Consider the following 18910-nt stretch of genomic DNA (forward strand, 5'->3'; position numbering starts at 1 on the left):
GGAGACCCTGGATCGGGCCCGCGCCGCCGGGTAGCGTGCAGCCCATGGACATCAGACTCGAGAACGTCGGGATCGCGGTCCGCGACCTCGAGGCGACGATCGCCTTCTTCACCGACCTCGGCCTCACCGTACTCGGCCGCGACACGGTGAGCGGCGAGTGGGCCGACACGGCCGTCGGCCTCGACGGCAATCACGCCAGGATCGCGATGTTGCAGACGCCGGACGGTCACGGACGCCTCGAACTCTTCGAGTACCTCCACCCGGCCGCGATCGAGACGGAACCCACGCTGCCGAACGAGATCGGCATGCACCGCGTCGCATTCGCCGTCGACGACATCGACGAGGCGCTGGCGATCGCCGCCAGACACGGCTGCTTCCCGCTCCGCGGCGTGGCGGACTATCAGGGTGTCTACAAGCTCAGCTATGTGCGCGGGCCGAGCGGCATCATCGTCATGCTGGCCCAGGCGCTGCAGCCGGATCGAGCCGGCGAGTCGGCCTGAGGTCAGTCGGCGATCGACTCGGTGAGGGCGCGGACGATGGCCGGGAGCGTGCGCATCGCGAGCTCGCGCGGTGAGCCCTCATCGCCGTCCGGGTCCATGAGCACGGCCGTCTGGATGGCCGACTCGTAGAGGGCGACGACGATGTTCGCGATGTCGGGCGTCGGGATCGTGAACCGGACGTGTGCGAGTCCGGCAGCCTGGTCGAGCCACGCGGCGAGCTGTCGGCCGGCGCTCTCCTGGTGCTGCAGGTAGCGGGCTGCGACGTCGGCGTCGCGCATCGCCAGCATCCGGAACTCCGACTGCACGAGGCACCAGCGGCGGTCATCGGGCTGGAGTTCGAGGAAGGCACGGATCAGGGCCTCGAGCGAACCCTCGGTGTAGCGGCCCGCTGCGTCGAGGAGCGACGGACTGACCGCCTGCAGTCCGGCCTCCAGGCGATCGAGCCGGAGCTGGTTCTCTCGTGACTCGAGAGCGAAGAACAACTCCTCCTTCGAATCGAAGTTGGAGTAGAAGGCGCCACGGGTGAAGCCAGCGCGCTCACTGATCTGCTCGACGGACGCCGCGTGGACGCCGAACTCGGCGAAGACCTCGTAGGCGGCGTCGACGAGCCGCTCGCGTGTCCGCTGCCGACGCGCGGACTCGACGGGTGCCTCGTCGCTCGGGGACTCGACCGCTTCGTGCACGCGCATCCTGACACCTTACTGACAGCTCGACCGACTTCTTGCCGATACACCACTGTATCCAATACAGTCGTGTATCGGATACACCGCTGTATCGATCCTGTTCGAATATCTCCGTCGGCTCGCCTGCAAGCAGCGCCGACCACCCTAGGAGCGACGCGTGTCCTCACTGCTCTACACCCTCGGCCGCTGGGCGTTCGGCGCCCGCAAGCTCGTGCTGATCCTCTGGATCGCCGTGCTCGCCCTGGCGGGTGGCGGCGCGCTGCTCTTCAACCAGGGAACCGACAACGCCTTCTCCATCCCCGGCACGGAGTCGCAGGAGGCGCTCGACTCGCTCGACCACACCTTCCCGCAGGTGGCCGGTGCCTCGGCACAGATCATCGTCGTCGCACCGAAGGGCGACACCGTCGAGGACGCCGGGGTCCGGTCGGCGATCGACGACGCCGTCACCGCCCTGGGCGACATCGGGCAGGTCGAGCAGGCGGTCTCCCCCTTCGACGAGAACGTGACGGGGGCGGTCTCGGAGGATCAGCGGGCGGCGCTCATCTCGATCCAGTTCGACGGGGCGCAGACCGACATCACCGCCGCCACGATCAGCGACGTGGAGGACGCCGAGGCAAGCCTGGCGAAGGCGCTCCCGGCCGGCGCCGAGTCGTCCCTCGGCGGGCAGCTCTTCAGCAACAGCCTCCCGACGCTGAGTGTCATCGAGCTCGTCGGCGTGGTCGTCGCGCTCGTCGTCCTCATCCTCACCTTCGGCTCCTTCCTCGCCGCGGGCATGCCGCTCATAACCGCACTGCTCGGGGTCGGCATCTCGATGGCGCTCATCTTCGTGGCGACGGTCTTCGGGCCGATCTCCTCCACGACACCGATGCTCGCGCTCATGCTCGGCCTGGCCGTCGGCATCGACTACGCGCTGTTCATCATCTCGAGACACCAGGACGGCCTGCGCAGCGGGCTCGACCCGGCCGAATCAGCCGCCCGTGCGACCGCGACGGCCGGTTCCGCCGTCATCTTCGCGGGCCTCACGGTCATCATCGCCCTCCTCGGGCTCGCGGTCGCGAACATCCCGTTCCTCACGACGATGGGTGTGGCCGCGGCGGTCGGTGTCGCGATCGCGGTCGTCATCTCGCTCACCCTCATCCCGGCCATGCTCGGCTTCGCCGGTGAACGTCTCCGGCCAAAGGCGAAGCGGGCCAGGAAGCGCGCGGCGGCCCGGGGCGCTGCCGAGCCGGTCGACGGCCCACAGGACTCGGTCCCCGCGCACCACACCGCGGTCCCTGAGCCCCACAACGCGGTCCCTGAGCACCACAACGCGGTCCCTGAGCCTGTCGAAGGGCACCCCAACCGCTTCTTCCTCGGCTGGGTGCGCGGCGTCACGCGACTCCCCATCGTCACGATCGTCGCCGTCGTCGCCGTCCTGGGCGCCCTCGCCATCCCCGCCCTGTCACTCCGACTCGCGCTCCCCGACGCTGGTTCCCTGCCGGAGGGCGACGGAGCCCGCACGACATACGACCTCGTCTCCGAGCACTTCGGTGAGGGCTTCAACGGGCCGCTCATCGTCACCGGCGGCATCGTCGGCAGTACCGACCCGCTCGGACTCATGGCCGACCTCAAGCAGGAGATCGAGGGACTCGACGGCGTCGCCGCCGTCCCGCTCGCCACCCCCAACGCGACGGCCGACACCGGGATCATCCAGGTCATCCCGAGCGGCAGTCCCGACTCCCAGGCGACGAAGGACCTCGTCGCCGAGATCCGAGGACTGCACCAGTACTTCCAGGACGAGTACGACGTCGACCTCCAGGTCACCGGGTTCACGGCCATCGGGATCGACATCTCCGACCGCCTCGGCGGCGCCCTCCTCCCCTTCGGCCTGATCGTCGTCGGCCTGTCGCTCGTGCTCCTGACGATGGTCTTCCGCTCCATCTGGGTGCCGATCAAGGCGACCCTCGGCTACCTGCTGTCGGTCGCCGCGTCGTTCGGCGTCGTGGCCCTCGTCTTCGAGCACGGCGTGTTCGCCGAGGCCCTCCACGTCGCGAGGACCGGTCCGGTGATCAGCTTCATGCCGATCATCCTCATGGGTGTCCTGTTCGGACTCGCGATGGACTACGAGGTCTTCCTCGTCTCCCGGATGCGCGAGGACTTCGTCCATTCGGGACTCGCGAGGCGATCCGTCGAGACCGGCTTCCTCGGCTCGGCGAAGGTCGTCACCGCCGCCGCCGTCATCATGTTCGCGGTCTTCGCCGCCTTCGTGCCGGAGGGCGACACGAACATCAAACCCATCGCCCTCGGGCTCGCGGTCGGCGTCTTCGTCGACGCGTTCATCGTGCGCATGACCCTCGTGCCGGCGGTGCTCGCGCTCCTCGGCGACCACGCCTGGTACCTGCCGAAGTGGCTCGACCGCATCCTGCCGTCCTTCGACGTCGAGGGTGAGGGGCTGCAGCGCGAACTCGAGCTGCGCGAGTGGCGCAACGGTGACGAGGTCGCCATCGCCGCCGCCGGGGTCACCCTGGCCGGCGCGGACGGCCCGCTGTACGAGGACGTCGACACGACGGTCGCCGTCGGTGGCGTGCTCGCGGTGCAGGGCGCGCGCCCGGTTTCGGTCACCGCCCTCCTGCTGACGCTGGCCGGTCGCCTCGAACCCGACCACGGTCGGCTCAAGGTCGCCGGTCTGGTCCTGCCGGTCCGCGCCGGGGCCGTCCGGTCCCGCGTCGCGTACGTCCGTCTCGACCACGGCGAACCCGTCGGGACGCTCGCCTCGGCGCTGGCCGAACGTCCCGCCGTCATCGTCCTCGACGGCGTCGACACCGTGCCGGACGACGACACGAGACGCGGACTGTACGAGCGCCTGCTGACGGCGACCAGGGCCGCAGAACGCACACGTCGGCCGCTCACGATCGTCGTCGGCACCGCGGACGCGACCTCGCTCGCCGACGTCCTGCCGACCGCGGCGCCGGAGGTACTCGACCTCGACCGCGCCGCCACCTCCTCAACTCCCACCGTCATCGCTGAATCGAAGGTCGACGTATGAGCACCATCCTGAACCGCCTCGAACGGGCCCGCTCCGGCAAGGGCATCACGGTCGTCTCGATCATCGGCCTCATCCTTGTGCCGCTCGTCATCGCCGGCGGACTCGTCTGGGCGCTGTGGAACCCGGCGGAACGACTCGGTCAGGTGACCGCCGCCATCGTGAACGACGACAAGCCGGTGACCGTCAACGGCCAGACCGTGCCGCTCGGACGCCAGCTCTCCGCGGGCCTCGTCGACGGCGACCAGAAGACCAACTACACCTGGGTGATCACCGACGCGTCCGACGCGAAGGCGGGCCTCGCCGACGGTTCGTACACGGCCGTCGTGACGATCCCGGAGAACTTCTCGAAGGCGGCGACCTCGTTCTCCGGCGACGCCGCCGACGCCGAGCGCGCCCGCCTCGACGTGACGACGAGCGACCGCAGCAAGCTCGTCGACGACGCCATCTCCCAGACGATCACGCAGACCGCGGCCTCGCTCCTCGGTCGGCAGCTCACCACCACCTACCTCGAGAACGTCTACGTCGGGTTCAACACCCTCCACGACCAGCTCGGCGAGGCCGCCGACGGCGCGAAGCAGCTGTCGACGGGCGGACTCTCGCTCGCGCAGGGTGCGCAGCAACTCGCGAACGGCACCACGCAGCTCGCCACGGGCGCGACGCAGTTGTCCTCTGGGGCGACGCAGCTGAGTGACGGGGTGGATGCGCTGGCCGACGGCGCGACGCAGCTATCCTCCGGTGCGACGCAGCTGAGCGACGGAGCGAGCCAGCTCGCGAACGGAGCGGCGACGCTGTACGCGAAGACGCAAGGTGACGGGAGCGCGGACAACCCCGGGCTGATCGGCGGAGCCTCCGGGATCGCCGGCGGTGCCAACGACGTGTCCGCAGGGCTCGCCGACCTGTCGAACGGCGCCAAGGGCACCAAGCAGCTCACTGCTGCGGTGGCCGCGCAACTCGCATCACTCAGCGCCGACTGCGCTGCGTCCGGAGCGTCCGCGGCGTACTGCGCGGACGTCGCGGCGGCGAGTGGACTCGCCGCCACGGTCGCCACCGGCGGACCGATCGACGCGAACACGAAGTATCCGGGCACCGCGGCCTTGGCCGACGGGACCGCACAGGCGGCGGCCGGCGCCGCCGCCCTCGCGGCCGGTGCCACGAAGTTCTCCTCCGGCATGCCCGCACTCGTCGACGGCATCGCGAAGATCAACACCGCGGCGGCACAGATCGCGGCGGGCGCAGCAGGCCTTGCCGACGGCGCTTCCAAGGCCGCCTCCGGGACGGCGCAGTTGCAGACGGGTGCATCCGCCCTCGCCGACGGCGCGGCGCAGTCGGCGACCGGCACGACCCAGCTCGCCGACGCGTCGAACCAGCTTGCGTCGGGGGCCGGGACCCTGTCCGGCGGGATCACCTCGCTCGCGTCCGGGCTGCAGAGCGCGGTCGACAGTCTCCCGACCTACACGAGCTCCGACCGGCAGACGCTCGCGGACGTCGTCGCCGACCCGGTCTCGGCCGGCGATTCGGCGACGGTGTCCTTCGGCACGAACAGTGCTCCCTTCTACGCGGTCCTCGCGCTGTGGCTCGGCGCGCTCGCGAGCTTCCTCGTGCTGCGGCCGGTCCCCTCGCGGGCGTTCGGGTCCACCCGCTCATCGCTGCGGCTCGCGCTCGGGGCCTTCGTCCCGGCCGGCGCGATCGGGATGCTGCAGGGCCTGCTCGTCGCCGTCATCACCGCACCGCTGCTCGACCTCGACGCGGGCGGCTGGCTCGCCTTCGCCGGGATCGCCGTCCTCGCGGGACTCGTGTTCGCCGCCGCCAACCAAGCACTGAACGCCCTGTTCGGCGGTGCGGGCCGGTTCATCTCGATGATCGTCGCCATCATCGGCCTGGCGACCGGGATCATCGCGACGGTTCCCCAGGTGCTCGACCAGATCCTTACCTTCCTGCCGATCGCACCGGCGCTCGGTGGCCTGCAGGCGATCGCGATCGGCGACACGGGAGCAGCGGCCGGCGTCGTCGGCCTCGTCCTCTGGCTTTTCGGATCGCTCGCCGCGACGACGTTCGCGATCGCCCGGGCGAAGACCACCTCGGTGAAGGCGCTCGTCCCGGCCGTCGCCTGATGCCCGGCGAGAACCCCGCCGGTAGGCTGGGGTGATGAGCAGCAGCGAAGACCGGGAACTGGCCGAATGGGGCGAGCAGCGCAAGCGTCGTCAGCGGCTCATCGCCTGGGTCCTCGTCGTCGCGCTCGTCCTCGGTGGGGGCGGCGCGACCGTCCTCGGCTTCATCTTCAACTAGCCCCGCCCTCCCTGCCCGGTCGCCAGCGCGGTGCGCTGACGCGAGCGCGCCGCATACCCGCGAGCGCGGGTCTCCGGAGGGTCGCGCTCACGCCCTGGACCCGCGCCCACACCGGAACCGAGCTCGGTTCAGCGCACCGCGCTGGCGCCGGAACCCGACGTCTCGGGTCAGCGCACCGCGCTGACCGTCGTCAGGGTCGGGCGTCATGCAGGTCTCGCTGCTTGACGATGCGCTCCGGGTTCGCAGGGCGCATACCGACGATGATCTTGCCCCGCGCGTGCAGCCGCTCGAGATCCTCGAACGCGTCGATGATCAGGTCGAACGGGTAGAACGCCGAGACGACGACCTTCAACGCGTGGTCGGCGGCGTACTCCGCGAGGCGTTGCAGCTGCTTCGTGGCGTGCGCGGCGAACTCCTCGTCCGGCTCGAGTGCGGCGAGCTCGATGGCCTTCCGATCCTCGCTCGACCGGTACTTCTCCGGTGGAACACCGAGTTCGAACGCGAGCTCCTGGCCGTCCTGACCGAAGTTGTCGATGAACGCCGTCACGCCCTCTGGCGCGAGCTTCCGGATCCGATCGGCCATGCCCTCGCCGTAGACGACCGGCTTGACGCCCTGTTCACGGAGGAAGTCGTGATTGCGCTCACCGCATGTGCCGATGACCCGGACGCCCGCGAACTTCGCAAGTTGCGCCTCGATGTTCCCGACGCCACCGGCCGCCGCCGAGATGACGAGGGTGTCACCCTGCTTGAGGTGCAGCCCGTCGAGCGTGTCGAGCGCCGTCAGTCCAGCGAGGTAGAGCCCGCCGGCCTCCTCCCAGCTCACGCGCTTCGGCTTGCGGACGAGGGATGACGCCGGGACGACGACCTGGGTGGCGTGCGCGCCACGGACGGCGTGACCGATCACCTCGTCGCCCCGCTTCCAGCCCTCGACACCGGTTCCGACCTCGCGGACCAATCCGGCGAAGTCGCTCCCCTGCCCGGTCGGCAGCTCGATCGGCACCGTCTCGGCGAGGTGCCCCTCGCGGACGAACGCCTCGATGTGGTTGATGCCGCTCGCGAGGACGTCGACCACGACCTCGCCCCATCGTGGATGCGGCATCTCGGACTCGATGAACTCGAGTACGTCGGGCCCGCCGTAGCGGGCGTAGCGGAGTGACCTCGTCGTCTGCTTCGAACCGAACATGGTTCATCTTCCACCTGACGGTCGCTAGCCGATCGAACTATCAGCTGGCTTACAGGTTCATCGGACGGCTTCGCATGACGACGCCCGCTCGCCCAGGCATGGGCGAACGGGCGTCGGCTGGCCCATTCTTGGTCGACTGAGACGGGTCAGCCCTTCACCGCTCCAGCGGTCAGGCCCTGCACGATGTACCGGCTCGCGAACGCGAACAGCACCATCGTCGGGATGATCGTCAGCACGGCGGCCGCCGACATGGAACCCCAGTCGATGTTGTAGCTCGTGATGAAGCCGTTGAGCGCCGTCGGGATCGTCTTGTTCGCGTCGCTGTTGATGAGCGTCACCGAGAGGAACAGCTCGTTCCAACAGTTCACGAAGTTGAAGATGAACGCCGCCACGATCCCGGGCTTCAGCACCGGGACGAGCACCCGGAAGAGCGCGCCGAACCGCGAGCAGCCGTCGATCATGGCCGCCTCCTCGAGGGCGTCGGGGATGTTCTCGAAGAACCCTCGGAGCATGACGGTGCAGAACGGGATGCACACCGCGATGTAGATGAGGATGAGCCCGAACCGGTTGTCGACGAGCTTGAGCTGCGTCATCAGCAGGTACAGCGGGCCGAGCGCGATGAACGACGGGATCATCTGCGTGGCGAGGAACGCCAGCAGGATCGCCCCCTTGCTCCGGAACTCGAACCGCGCCAACACGTATGCCGACAGCATCGAGATGAAGGTCGCCACGACGGCTGCGATCGTCGCCACGATGAGGCTGTTGACGACGTAGGTGCCGAACTGCGCCTTGCTGAACAGGCCGAGGTAGTTCTCGATCGAGAACACCTCCGGCCAGTACGTCAGCGGGTAGGAGAAGATCGCGCCCGGCTTCTTGAACGAGGTGACGACGATCCAGTACAGCGGGAACACCGTGATGACGAGCCACAGCCCGAGGAAGAGGAACTTGACGACCTTCGCGGTCCGTGTCTCCTGGTCGATCATGCCTTCACCTTCTTCTCACGCATGGACAGCAGGTAGAACGCGGTGAACACCAGCAGGATCGCGACGACGATGAGGCCGATCGCGGAGGCCCGGCCGTAGTCGCCGCGCTGGGTGGTCGCGATCATCCAGGTCGTCAGGATGTGGGTCTGGTTCGCCGGACCACCGCCCGTCATGCCGTAGATGATGTCGGGGAAGTTGAAGATCCAGATGACCCGGAGCAGCACCGTGAGGGCGAGCGTCGTGCGGATGTACGGGATCGTGATCTGGAAGAGCATGCGCGCCTTGCCCGCGCCGTCGAGCGCTGCGGCCTCGAAGAGGTCCTCCGGCACCGACTGCAGGGCGGCGAGGATCATGATCGCGAAGAACGTGACGCCGTACCAGACGTTCGCGACGATGACGGCGAACATCGCGGAGTTCGGGTCCGCCAGCCACGGGATCGGGGTGTCGATCAGCCCGACCTTCTGGAGCAGGTCGTTGATCACGCCGAACTCGCTGTTGAACATCCAGCGGAACAGGATGCCGATGAGGAAGCCCGAGATGGCCCACGGGAAGAAGATCATCGCCTGGTAGAGACCGCGGAAGCGGAACTTCCGGCGCAGCCACAGGGCGATGCCGAAGCCGATGACGAACTGCGGGACGATCGACGCCACGACCCAGAGCACGGTGTTCGCGACGACCTTGCCGAAGGCGGGGTCAGCGAAGACGGCCAGGAAGTTGGCGAATCCCACCCACGAGGTGTCGGTGAGGTTGGCGAGGTTCCAGTTGCGGAACGCCATCTGCGAGCCGGCGATCATCGGGTAGTAGATGAAGATCGCCACGAAGATGAACGCGGGGGCGAGGAAGGCGAGGAGGCCGAAGCCGCGGCGCACCGTGAAGGTGCGCCGCCGACGCCCGCCGGCGGTCCGCGAGGGACCGGCCGGGGGTGTCGGGGTCGCCCGCTGCTGCGTGCGACCCGCTTCGTCAGTGGTGGTCGTCATGGACGGTTACTCGCTCTTCCACTTCTCGGTCCAGTACTCGTCCCAGCCCGCGAGGAGCTTCTCCGGCGTCAGCTGGCCGATGAGGACCTGCTGGATCTCCGAGTCGGACTTCTGGATCCACTCGGTCCACCAGGAGGAGCCGCGCGGCTGCGTGACGCTCAGGTAGGTGTCCGGGTTCTCGTTCATCGTGACGTAGCTGGCCCACGGGCCGGTCTTGTAGAAGTCGCTGTCCGCCGCGCTCTTGACGATCGGGACGAGGCTGTTCTCCTGGGCGAAGGTGGTGGCCTGCTTGTCCTCGGAGAGGAACTCGATGAGCTTCGCGGCCTCGGCTTTGTGCTCGCTCGACGCCGCCGTGCCCCAGCCGGCGGTCGCCATGGGCTGTGCGGCCTTGCCGGTCGGGCCGGTCAACAGCGGAGCGGTGCTCCACTGCTCGGCCGTGATCGCCTCGGACTGCTCGACGGTCGCGATGACCTCCGGGTCCTGCAGGAGGAACGCGGTCGAACCGTTCGAGAAGCCTTCGACCATCTCGGGGTAGCCCCACGCGACGGACGACGGCGGCGAAGCCTCCTTGAAGAGGTCGAAGTAGGTGTTGACGGCGTCGAGCGCCTCCGGTGCGGAGAAGATCGTGTCGCCGTTCGTCAGCTTGAACGCGTTCTCGGTGTCGAGGTCGTCGGCGACGTAGGCCTCGATGGCCGCGACGACGTTGCTGTTCGCGTTGGTGCCGCCACGGAAGGCGTAGCCGAACTGGTTCTTCGAGGGGTCCTGGATCGCCGAGGCCTGCTCGAGGAGGTCGTCCCAGCTCGTCGGGGGCCCGTCGAAACCGGCTTCCTTGATGAGGTCGGTGCGGTAGAACAGGCTCAGCCCGTAGAAGCCGTAGGGCACGTAGTAGACCTTGCCGTCCTCGCCCTTCGCGTACTTCGTCGCGTTGTCGGTGAGGTCGTCCCAGCCCTTCCAGTCCTCGAGCTCGCCGCTCATGTCGTCGAGCCAGCCGTTGGTGGAGAAGGGGCCGACGGTGATGTCGCGGACCTCGAGCACGTCGACGCCGGAGCCGGACTGCAGCATCTGGGTGATCTTCTGGTCGGCCTGGTCGGTCGGCGGCGAGATGAGCTCGACCTTGATCTTCGGGTTGTCGGCCTCGAAGTCCGCGATGAGCGACTTCAGGACCTCGGTCCGGGCGGGATTGGTCAGGCTCTCGACCATCTGCAGGGTGACGGTGCCGTCGCTCGCGCCGCCGGCACAGGCCGACAGGGCGAGGCCGGTGACGACGGACAGGCCGATGGCTGCCGTTGCGCGTGACTTCCTCATGCTCGCTTCTCCTTTGAGTGGTGCTGGTGGGGTGCTGCGGGGGTGGGTGCTGTGGTGCCGGTGCGGTGATACGGGTGTGGTGGTGTCGGGTCGGGCGGTTCCGCGCTCAGCTCGTGGCCGCGCGCTCCTCCTCGGCCCATCGCGCGAGGACCGGGACGGCGTGCTCGGCGAAGTGTTCGAAGTCCTCGGGGGTGTTGTAGACGTGGGTGGAGAGTCGGACGTAGCCGATCCCGTCGAGGCTCGTGAACGCGCCCTCGACACCGAGCTCGGCGGAGACGCGGTCGCGGAGGCCGTCGGCGGTCGCGTGGGTCGTTGCGAGGCCGGTCGGGAGCTTGACGAGCCGGAGGGCGTTGACGGGCATGCCCACGTCGACGTGGCTGTCCTCGCCGGTGATGGCGGTCACGGCGTCGGCGACCACCTCGACGGCGTAGTCGGCGAGCTCGGTCATGTAGTCCCTGGCGGCGGACCAGCCCCACATGTCCTCGATGAACCCGAGCGAGGTCGCCGCGGCGAGGTAGCTCGTGACGTCGACCGTGCCCTGGGTGTCGAAGCGCTGTGGGAACGGGTACGGCGAACCCCAGGAGTCGATGAGCGGGTAGAGCTCCTGCGCGAGCGGGCTGCGGGCGACGAGGACGGCGGCACCGCGCGGGGCGCACCCGAACTTGTGCAGGTTGCCGACCCAGAAGTCGCAGTCGAGGTCGCGCATGGGGTCGGCGTAGAGGCCGGGGACGTGCGCGGCGTCGACGAGCGTGGGGATGCCGGCGGCACGCGCGGTGGTGGCGATCTGCTGGACCGGCAGGAGTCGGGCGGTCGGCGAGGTGATCTGGTCCATCACGATGAGGGCCGTGCGGTCGCTGAACTCGGCGACGACGGCGTCGTGGGCGGTCTGCGCGTCGGCGTCGAGCGGGATGCGGGCGGTCCGGACGGTGCCGCCCCAGCGACGCGCGAGTCGCTCGGCCCCCATCGTGACGGCGCCGTAGCCGTGGTCGGTGACGATGATCTCGAGGCCGCGCTGCACGGGGAGGCTGGAGAAGACGACGCTCGCTCCGGCGCTCGCGTTCGGAACCATGGCGAGCTGGTCGACGGACGCCCCGAGGAAGTCGGCGATCCCGACACGGGCCGCGCCGACCTTGGCCGGGAGGGCCGGGAACCAGGTGAGGGGTGCCGCCTCCATCTCGCGGCGGAGGGCCTGCTGGTGCTCCTGCGCGACGATCGGGACCGCCCCGAAGGATCCGTGGTTGATGTGACGCTTGGTCGGATCCAGCGTCCACCCGGCCGTTGCCGGTCGGCCGTCGCCGAGCGTGAGCGGCGCTGGCCGTGCGATGGTGCGAGTGTCCACAGTGACGTTCCTCCGAGTCGATTATGCAGTGGATTGTCCGATAACCATAGGGGCAACGTTTGATGACTTGGGTTTCTGTCGTGTTACAAGTGATCGCTCAGGTCGTTTCGGGATGGATTCATCGGATGACTTGCCTTTCGAGCATCGAGTCATCGGACGTCTCATGGTCCGCGGCGGCTCGCGGATCACCGGTGAGGGGCCGCTACGATGGCGGGACGACCCCTGAGGAGGAGCCGCATGTCCGCAGTCGACACCGCGTTCCACGGCCTGCGACACATGATCGCGTCGGGACGGCTCGTGGCGGGGCAGCGGTTCCCGGCCGAGAACGAGCTCTGCGACGAACTCGGCGTGTCCCGCGGGTCCCTGCGTGAGGCCGTCCGCATGCTGGCCGCCCTCGGGATCATCGAGTCGCGGCACGGTTCGGGCACCTACGTGTCGATGCTCCGGCCCGAGGAGATCATCGGCAGTCTGTCGCTCACGGTCGACCTCCTCCCCCTCGACGGTCTCCTGCAGATGTACGAGCTGCGGCGGGTGCTCGAGACCCATGCCACTTCGCAGGCGGCTGCTCGCGCGAGCGACGAGGTGCGCGCCGAACTCGCCGAACTCGTGGAGGCGATGGAGCGGACGACCGACCCCGCCGAGTCGAGCGAGCTGGACCACCGGTTCCACGAACTCATCGCACGGACGGCCGGGAACGCCACGCTGACGGCCCTGCTGCAGGTCTTCCGGTCGCGCTCACGTGCCTACGACGTCTTCAGCCTGCCCGCCGGCGACGAGCTGCGTCGGGTCAGCAACCGCGGCCACCGGGCGATGACCGAGGCGATCCTCTCGCGCGACCCCGTCGGGGCGGCCGGGGCAGCGTCAGCCCACGTCGCGCAGACCGAGGAGTGGTTGCGCGTCCTGCAGCCGCCGGCGACCCCCGCCGACTGAGGTCTGGTTGCGCCAGCGCGGTGCGCTGACGTCAGCGCGGGTCTGTGGCGCGAGCGCGGGTCTCCGGAGGGGTGCGCTCAGCGCCATGCCCTGCGGTCACGCCGGTTGAGGCGCAGTCACGCGAGCGCACCGCGCTGGGGCCGATTCCCCCGCGCTCGTGCCGGCGCGGAGCGCTGACGTCTGTTCTCAGGAGGTCGGGAGGATGGGCGTGCCGATGAGCCGCTCGAGGTCGGTCCAGAGCGCCGCCGCGACGGCCCGGTCGGTCGTGATCGCGGCAGGGGTCTGCCGCACGGCGTCGCCCTTCGTGAGCCACCGGGGACCGAAGAACCAACCGCCGTCGGCCGCTTCGTCGGTGATCGCCCGGAGCGTCGGCTCGGCACCCCGCTGCTTGCTCTGCGCGTAGACGGACTGCAGGGTGTCGGAGAAACGGCGCCCGCGGGTCGGCTCGTTGACGCCGGGGACGCGACGGTCGAGTCCGTTGACCGAGTAGCCGGGGTGCGCGACGAGGGCCCGGACGGTGCTGTGCGACGCCGCGAGCCGACGGTCGAGCTCGAAGCCGAGCGACGAGAGGGCGATCTTCGACTGGGCGTACGCCTGCCAGCCGCTGTACTCGTCGCGGAGCTGCAGGTCGTCGCCGTGGAACCGGACGAGCAGGGTGGAGAGGCTTCCGAGGAGCACGACGCGCGGCGCGGAATCGTGCGCATCCGCCGTGCGCTGCAACACCGGCAGGGCCTCGGCGAGCAGGGCGGCGTGGCCGACGACGTTCGTCGCGAAGACCAGCTCGATGCCGTCGGACGTCTCCTGCCGCTCCTTCGGCATGTGCACCATGCCGGCGTTCGCGACGAGGGCGTCGAGACGGTCGAGGTCCGCGAGTCGCTCGCCCGCCGCGCGCACCGAGTCGAGCGAGGAGGTGTCGAAGGGGAGGTGGCTGAGTCGGGCATCGGGCACCTTCACCCGGATCGCCCGCATCGCCTCCTGCGTCTTCGTCGCACTCCGCGACGCGAGAACGACCTCCGCGCCCGCTCGCGCGAGTCCGAGACTCGTCCAGAAGCCGAGGCCGGCGTTCGCTCCGGTGACGAGGACGACGCGTCCGGTCTGATCGGGCAGGGAGTCGGCGTTCCAGGTCATGGTCTCATGATGGCGCAGGACGCTGGACACCGCCCGAAGAAGCGTCACCCCTTGCCCTGGTTCACCCGAGGTGTCAGCGCGGTGCGCCGACGTGACCGCGCGCGAATCGGGCCGAGCGCGGACGAACGGGCCTGACCGCACACGAACGGGCGTGACCGCGGGCCACACGCGCGGGCGCGACCCTCCGGAGACCCGCGCTCACGCCACAGACCCGCGCTCGCGTCAGCGCACCGCGCTGGCGGAACGGAACACGAAGGATCAGTGCTGGTTGGCGAGACGCTCGTGGTGGTGGATGACCTCGGCGACGACGAAGTTGAACCACTTCTCGGCGAAGGCCGGATCGAGGTGGGACTCCTCGGCGAGCGCCCGGAGACGGGTGATCTGCCGCTGTTCGCGCGCCGGGTCGCTCGCGGGCATGTCGTGCTCGGCCTTCAGGCGGCCGACCTCCTGCGTGCACTTGAACCGCTCGGCCAGCAGGTGGACGAGTGCCGCGTCGATGTTGTCGATGCTGCTCCGCAGGCGGCCCAATCGCTCGGTGGCCGCCTGGGCGTCCGCCGCAGCGGCGCCGGTCGTGGGTTCGGGTTGCTGCTCGGCCTGGCTCATGCGAAAACTCTAGCAACGCGCCAGGGGCCGGAGACGGGTCGCCGGGCGATCCCCCAGCCGGTTCACCGCGGATCCTCGACGAGACATCCCGCCTCGAGGTGCACCCGCGCGTCGGCCTCCGCGACCGCGACCGGATCATGCGTCACCTCCACCACCGTCGCGCCACGGTCGGCCTCCGCCCGGAGCACCTCGCGGATCGCCAGCCCAGCAGCACGGTCGAGGCCGACGGTCGGCTCGTCGAGCAGCAGCAGGTCGGCCTCACGCGCGAGCGCCTGCGCGACGAGGACCCGCTGGCGCTGCCCGCCCGACAGCTCACCGAAGGAGCGTCCGGCGAGGTGCAGGACGTCGAGGCGGGCGAGGCTCTCGTCGACGATGCGTCGGTCCCCAGCCCCGAGTCGACCCCACCAGCGACGCAGCGTCGGCCAGCGTCCCATCGACGCGACGTCGCGCACCGTGACCGGGAAGCGCTCAGGCACGGCACTGCGTTGCGGGACGTACGCGGCCGACCGACCGTCGAGGCCGTCGACGCCGCCCGAGGTCGGTCGGTGGAGGCCCGCGATCACCGCGAGCAGCGTCGACTTCCCTGCGCCGTTCGCCCCGGTGACGACGGTGATGGCGGCCGCCCCGACCTCGACTGAGATCCCGTGCAGGACGCGCGCGCCGTCGTACTCGGCCGACACGTCGTGGAGTCGGATGCCGGACACGACGGGCCGTCCCGCCATCGGAGGGCGAGGGGTGCTCGTCGCGGATCGCATGTCATCACCCTATCAATACTGAGAATCATTTTCATGTAGAGTGCTCGACCATGACCTGGATCACCGAGCCGTTCACTGCGGCCTTCCTCCTGCGCGCCCTCGTCGGCGGTCTGCTGGTGGCGGCCGTCTGCGGTGTCGTCGGCACCTGGGTCGTCCTCCGTGGCCTCGCGTTCCTCGGGGAGGCGATGGCCCACGGCATGCTGCCCGGCGTCGCCACCGCGGCACTCCTCGGCCTGCCGCCGGTCGCCGGCGCGGCCGTCAGCGCGGTCGTCATGACCGCCGGCGTCAGTCTCGTCTCGCGGCGCGGCAGGCTGTCCCACGACACCTCGATCGGTCTCCTCTTCGTCGGCATGCTGGCCCTCGGGGTCATCATCGTGTCGTCGAGCAGATCGTTCGCCACGGACCTCACGGCGATCCTCTTCGGCGACATCCTCGCCATCCGGCCCGCGGACCTGGTGGGCCTCGCCATCGCACTCCTCGTCACCGTGGGCGTCGCGGTCGCATTCCACCGCCCGTTCGTCGCCCTCGCCTTCGACCGCCGGGTCGCCCAGACCATGGGTCTCCGGCCGCGATTCGCCCACGCGATGCTCGTCGGCCTCGTGACGCTCGCAGTCGTCGCCTCGTACAGCGCCGTCGGCACCCTGCTCGTCGTGGCGCTCCTCCTCGGGCCGGCCGTCGCCGCGGCCCACTGGGCGCGTCGCATCCCGCTCATCATGCTGCTCGCCACGGGTTTCGGGGGCCTGGCCGTGCTGCTCGGCCTGCTCCTCTCCTGGTACGGCGACACCGCGGCCGGAGCGTCCATCGCCGCCTGCTCGATCCTGCTCGCCACGGTGTCGTGGGGCGCGCGGGCGCTCGTCGGACGGCTCCGGCGGCCCATCGACCGACACCTCGACCACCCCGACGACCACCTCACCGAACCGACCCACCTGGAAAGCGCACCGTGCACCGACTCCTCCGACCGACCATCCGACCAGGCGGCCTCCGCCCGACCGACGACCGGCTCCCCCGCGCCACACGCACCGCGCTCGCTCTCGGCGCCCTCGCACTGACGCTCAGCGCCTGCGCGCCGCAGGGGTCGGCCTCACCCACCGCGACGGCCTCGGACGAACCTCGCGGACACGGCTACGTCGAGGGCGCGAGCGAGCTCCCCGAGCCGCAACTGCACCTCGCGACCGCCGACGTCGACGGCACCGTCGAGCTGACCGACCTGCTCAGCGAGGAGCGCACGACGCTCGCCGAGCTCGGCCCGATCTCGGCGCTCACGGGCGACGGCCGGTTCGTCGCCGCGCAGTCCGAGCCCGCCGGCACCGTGACGATGATCGACACCGGTGTGTGGACGGTCGACCACGAGGACCACCAGCACTACTACCGCGCCGAGGCGCGGGTCGTCGGCGAGATCGAGGGCGACGGACCAGCGACGATCACCGCCGGTTCGACGACCACCGCCGTGCGGTTCGCCGATTCGGGCGAAACACTCCTCCTCGACACCGCCGCACTCGGCACGGGCGACATCACGCAGTCCGGTCGGATCCGGACCTCGCCCGGTGCTCCCGGAATCACCGTGCCGATCGGCGAGACGGTCGTCGCGACCGACGGGACCGGCAAGCTGCATCTCCATGGCATCGACGGCGACCTCCTCGACCCCTCGTCGGCGTCCGTGACCGCTGCCGACGCCGTGCTCGCCGGGTGCACCGATCCGGCCGGCAGCATCACGACCAACGTCGGCGTCGTCATCGGCTGCGCGGAGGGCGCGCTCCTCGCCGTCGTCGACCGTGGCTCGAGCGAGGCCGACCCGGTCCCCACGTTCGAGGCGATCCCCTATCCGCAGGCTGTCGCCGCCGCCGACCGCGCGACGTCCTTCCACGCGCGTCCCGGCCGTCCGACGGTCGCCGCCGTCGCCGGCGCCTCCGGCGCATGGTTGCTCGACACCCGCGAGCGCAGCTGGGCGCTGCTGCCGACCCCCGCACCCCTGCAGCTGGTCACCGCCGTCGACGACCGCGACCAGCACGTCGTCGGCCTCACGACGACCGGCGACCTCCTCGTCCTCGATGGTGCCACCGGCGCCGTGACGGGGACCGCGGCCGCACTCGTCGGTGCAGCCGACCTCGCCACGGGCGTCCAGCTGGAAGTCGACCAGAACCGCGCCTACCTGAACACCCCGGGCACGCGCACCGTCTCCGAGATCGACTACGGCGACGCCGCGCGGATCGCCCGCACCTTCACCTTCGACACGGCACCGGCGTTCCTCGCCGAGACGGGACGCTGACCATGCGAGCGACCATCCCCCGGACGACCGTCCTCCTGCGCACGACCGCCGTCCTCACGGCCGGCCTCGTGCTGGGCACCGGCCTGACGAGCTGTGCGGCGAGCGCCGACGACCGCCCGCTCGTCGTCGTGACCACGAACATCCTCGGCGACGTCGTCGGTGAACTCGTCGGTGACCAGGCCGAGGTCCTGACCCTCATGCCGCCCGACGCCGATCCGCATTCTTTCGAGATCTCCGCGCGGCAGGCGGCACGCATCACCGGTGCGCAGCTGCTCGTGTCGAACGGCCTGGGACTCGAGGAGGGACTCACCCAGCACCTGGAGACCGCGGCCGACGAGGGGGTGCCGATCGTCGAGGCCGGCTCGCTCGTCGACGTCCTCGAGACCGTGTCGGGCGCGACCGATCCGCACTTCTGGACCGACCCGACGCAGATGACGTCGGTCGTGGACGGGGTCACCGAGGCGTTGCTCGAGGAGATCCCCACGCTCGACGCGGCCGAGCTGCAGGCGAACGCCGCCACGTACACGGCCGAGCTCGAGGCGCTCGACGCCGAGATGGCCGAGGCGTTCGCCGCCATCCCGGCCGAGCAGCGGAAGCTCGTCACCAACCATCACGTGTTCGGGTACCTCGCCGCCCGCTACGACTTCCAGGTCATCGGCGCCGTCATCCCGAGCGGCACCACGCTCGCGGCCCCCAGCGCCTCGGACCTCGACGAACTGTCGACCGCGATCGAGGAGGCCGGCGTCCGGACGATCTTCGCCGACTCCTCGCAACCCGACCGGCTCGTGCAGGTGCTCGCCGACGAGGCGGACGTCGACGTCGCCGTCGTCCCGTTGTTCACCGAGTCGTTGACCGCCGAGTCGGGCGACGCCCCCACCTACCTCACCATGATGCGCGCGAACACCGAGCGCATCGCCACCGGACTCTCGCCCTGAGCGGGCGTCCAC

General features: G+C 69.9%; 17 protein-coding genes. 8 read left to right on the top strand and 9 right to left on the bottom strand.

The features are described from left to right. Positions 1–44: 44 nt before the first annotated feature. On the top strand, positions 45–500 hold the full coding sequence (locus ACZZZB_RS06300) for a VOC family protein (RefSeq protein WP_426738391.1): 456 nt from the start codon (positions 45–47) through the stop codon (positions 498–500). Positions 501–502: 2 nt separating this feature from the next. Here ACZZZB_RS06300 and ACZZZB_RS06305 read toward each other — a convergent pair whose 3' ends face one another. Further along, positions 503–1189, bottom strand: coding sequence for a TetR/AcrR family transcriptional regulator (locus tag ACZZZB_RS06305; RefSeq protein WP_137242351.1), 687 nt, complete (start codon positions 1187–1189; stop codon positions 503–505). A gap of 151 nt (positions 1190–1340) precedes the next feature. Between ACZZZB_RS06305 and ACZZZB_RS06310 the strand changes: the two genes are divergently transcribed. Genes ACZZZB_RS06310 through ACZZZB_RS06320 form a run of 3 tightly spaced genes read left to right on the top strand, consistent with a single transcriptional unit; the run spans position 1341 to position 6494 of the window. After that, positions 1341–4208: an MMPL family transporter gene (locus ACZZZB_RS06310; RefSeq protein WP_463529213.1), complete on the top strand. Its 2868-nt coding sequence runs from the start codon at positions 1341–1343 to the stop codon at positions 4206–4208. Continuing rightward, a complete protein-coding gene (locus tag ACZZZB_RS06315; protein WP_463529214.1) occupies positions 4205–6319 on the top strand; it encodes a YhgE/Pip family protein in 2115 nt (704 codons plus the stop codon). The genes ACZZZB_RS06310 and ACZZZB_RS06315 overlap by 4 nt, the downstream gene beginning before the upstream one ends. 34 nt (positions 6320–6353) lie before the next feature. After that, complete coding sequence (locus tag ACZZZB_RS06320; protein ID WP_162852291.1) at positions 6354–6494, top strand: hypothetical protein; 141 nt, start codon at positions 6354–6356, stop codon at positions 6492–6494. Positions 6495–6684: 190 nt separating this feature from the next. Here the strand turns inward: ACZZZB_RS06320 and ACZZZB_RS06325 are convergent, their stop codons facing one another. The 5 genes from ACZZZB_RS06325 to ACZZZB_RS06345 form a co-directional block, all read right to left on the bottom strand. Next, on the bottom strand, positions 6685–7677 hold the full coding sequence (locus ACZZZB_RS06325) for an NADP-dependent oxidoreductase (protein ID WP_085511877.1): 993 nt from the start codon (positions 7675–7677) through the stop codon (positions 6685–6687). 146 nt (positions 7678–7823) lie between these two features. Further along, positions 7824–8660: a carbohydrate ABC transporter permease gene (locus ACZZZB_RS06330; protein ID WP_085511878.1), complete on the bottom strand. Its 837-nt coding sequence runs from the start codon at positions 8658–8660 to the stop codon at positions 7824–7826. Next, on the bottom strand, positions 8657–9637 hold the full coding sequence (locus ACZZZB_RS06335; protein WP_463529215.1) for a carbohydrate ABC transporter permease: 981 nt from the start codon (positions 9635–9637) through the stop codon (positions 8657–8659). The genes ACZZZB_RS06330 and ACZZZB_RS06335 overlap by 4 nt, the downstream gene beginning before the upstream one ends. A 6-nt stretch (positions 9638–9643) precedes the next feature. Then, complete coding sequence (locus tag ACZZZB_RS06340; RefSeq protein ID WP_064294151.1) at positions 9644–10942, bottom strand: ABC transporter substrate-binding protein; 1299 nt, start codon at positions 10940–10942, stop codon at positions 9644–9646. A gap of 106 nt (positions 10943–11048) precedes the next feature. Beyond that, the gene (locus tag ACZZZB_RS06345; protein WP_137242355.1) at positions 11049–12281 is read right to left on the bottom strand and encodes an aminotransferase class V-fold PLP-dependent enzyme; all 1233 of its coding nucleotides are present in this window, start codon (positions 12279–12281) and stop codon (positions 11049–11051) included. Positions 12282–12518: 237 nt separating this feature from the next. Here ACZZZB_RS06345 and ACZZZB_RS06350 point away from each other — a divergent pair, with 237 nt between their 5' ends. Beyond that, positions 12519–13211, top strand: coding sequence for a FadR/GntR family transcriptional regulator (locus ACZZZB_RS06350; protein ID WP_079705021.1), 693 nt, complete (start codon positions 12519–12521; stop codon positions 13209–13211). 186 nt (positions 13212–13397) lie between these two features. On the opposite strand, the gene ACZZZB_RS06355 is transcribed toward ACZZZB_RS06350, so the two are convergent. From ACZZZB_RS06355 to aztA, 3 genes are all read right to left on the bottom strand, one after another. Continuing rightward, positions 13398–14339: an SDR family NAD(P)-dependent oxidoreductase gene (locus ACZZZB_RS06355; RefSeq protein ID WP_463529216.1), complete on the bottom strand. Its 942-nt coding sequence runs from the start codon at positions 14337–14339 to the stop codon at positions 13398–13400. A gap of 258 nt (positions 14340–14597) precedes the next feature. Further along, on the bottom strand, positions 14598–14942 hold the full coding sequence (locus tag ACZZZB_RS06360; RefSeq protein ID WP_064296108.1) for a chorismate mutase: 345 nt from the start codon (positions 14940–14942) through the stop codon (positions 14598–14600). Between the two features lie 62 nt (positions 14943–15004). After that, complete coding sequence (gene aztA, locus ACZZZB_RS06365; RefSeq protein WP_463529217.1) at positions 15005–15697, bottom strand: zinc ABC transporter ATP-binding protein AztA; 693 nt, start codon at positions 15695–15697, stop codon at positions 15005–15007. A 50-nt stretch (positions 15698–15747) separates the two neighbouring features. On the opposite strand from aztA, the gene aztB reads away from it, so the two are divergent. From aztB to aztC, 3 genes are read left to right on the top strand one after another with little or no spacing between them, the layout of a single operon-like run. Then, entirely contained in the window at positions 15748–16746 is a 999-nt protein-coding gene (gene aztB / locus ACZZZB_RS06370; RefSeq protein WP_191940451.1) for a zinc ABC transporter permease AztB, read from the top strand. Further along, a complete protein-coding gene (locus tag ACZZZB_RS06375) occupies positions 16638–17963 on the top strand; it encodes a hypothetical protein (RefSeq protein WP_463529218.1) in 1326 nt (441 codons plus the stop codon). The genes aztB and ACZZZB_RS06375 overlap by 109 nt, the downstream gene beginning before the upstream one ends. A 2-nt stretch (positions 17964–17965) precedes the next feature. Further along, a complete protein-coding gene (gene aztC / locus ACZZZB_RS06380; RefSeq protein ID WP_426738383.1) occupies positions 17966–18898 on the top strand; it encodes a zinc ABC transporter substrate-binding protein AztC in 933 nt (310 codons plus the stop codon). The last annotated feature ends 12 nt before the right edge of the window (positions 18899–18910 follow it).

Source organism: Plantibacter sp. AC185 (genome assembly GCF_979258065.1).

Excerpts from the sequence above, each read along its gene's own strand:
- ACZZZB_RS06300 (WP_426738391.1), top strand. The coding sequence starts at position 45 with ATGGACATCAGACTCGAGAACGTCGGGATCGCGGTCCGCGACCTCGAG.
- ACZZZB_RS06305 (WP_137242351.1), bottom strand. The coding sequence starts at position 1,189 with ATGCGCGTGCACGAAGCGGTCGAGTCCCCGAGCGACGAGGCACCCGTC.
- ACZZZB_RS06315 (WP_463529214.1), top strand. The coding sequence starts at position 4,205 with ATGAGCACCATCCTGAACCGCCTCGAACGGGCCCGCTCCGGCAAGGGC.
- ACZZZB_RS06320 (WP_162852291.1), top strand. The coding sequence starts at position 6,354 with ATGAGCAGCAGCGAAGACCGGGAACTGGCCGAATGGGGCGAGCAGCGC.
- ACZZZB_RS06325 (WP_085511877.1), bottom strand. The coding sequence starts at position 7,677 with ATGTTCGGTTCGAAGCAGACGACGAGGTCACTCCGCTACGCCCGCTAC.
- ACZZZB_RS06330 (WP_085511878.1), bottom strand. The coding sequence starts at position 8,660 with ATGATCGACCAGGAGACACGGACCGCGAAGGTCGTCAAGTTCCTCTTC.
- ACZZZB_RS06335 (WP_463529215.1), bottom strand. The coding sequence starts at position 9,637 with ATGACGACCACCACTGACGAAGCGGGTCGCACGCAGCAGCGGGCGACC.
- ACZZZB_RS06340 (WP_064294151.1), bottom strand. The coding sequence starts at position 10,942 with ATGAGGAAGTCACGCGCAACGGCAGCCATCGGCCTGTCCGTCGTCACC.
- ACZZZB_RS06350 (WP_079705021.1), top strand. The coding sequence starts at position 12,519 with ATGTCCGCAGTCGACACCGCGTTCCACGGCCTGCGACACATGATCGCG.
- ACZZZB_RS06355 (WP_463529216.1), bottom strand. The coding sequence starts at position 14,339 with ATGACCTGGAACGCCGACTCCCTGCCCGATCAGACCGGACGCGTCGTC.
- ACZZZB_RS06360 (WP_064296108.1), bottom strand. The coding sequence starts at position 14,942 with ATGAGCCAGGCCGAGCAGCAACCCGAACCCACGACCGGCGCCGCTGCG.
- aztA (WP_463529217.1), bottom strand. The coding sequence starts at position 15,697 with ATGCGATCCGCGACGAGCACCCCTCGCCCTCCGATGGCGGGACGGCCC.
- aztB (WP_191940451.1), top strand. The coding sequence starts at position 15,748 with ATGACCTGGATCACCGAGCCGTTCACTGCGGCCTTCCTCCTGCGCGCC.
- aztC (WP_426738383.1), top strand. The coding sequence starts at position 17,966 with ATGCGAGCGACCATCCCCCGGACGACCGTCCTCCTGCGCACGACCGCC.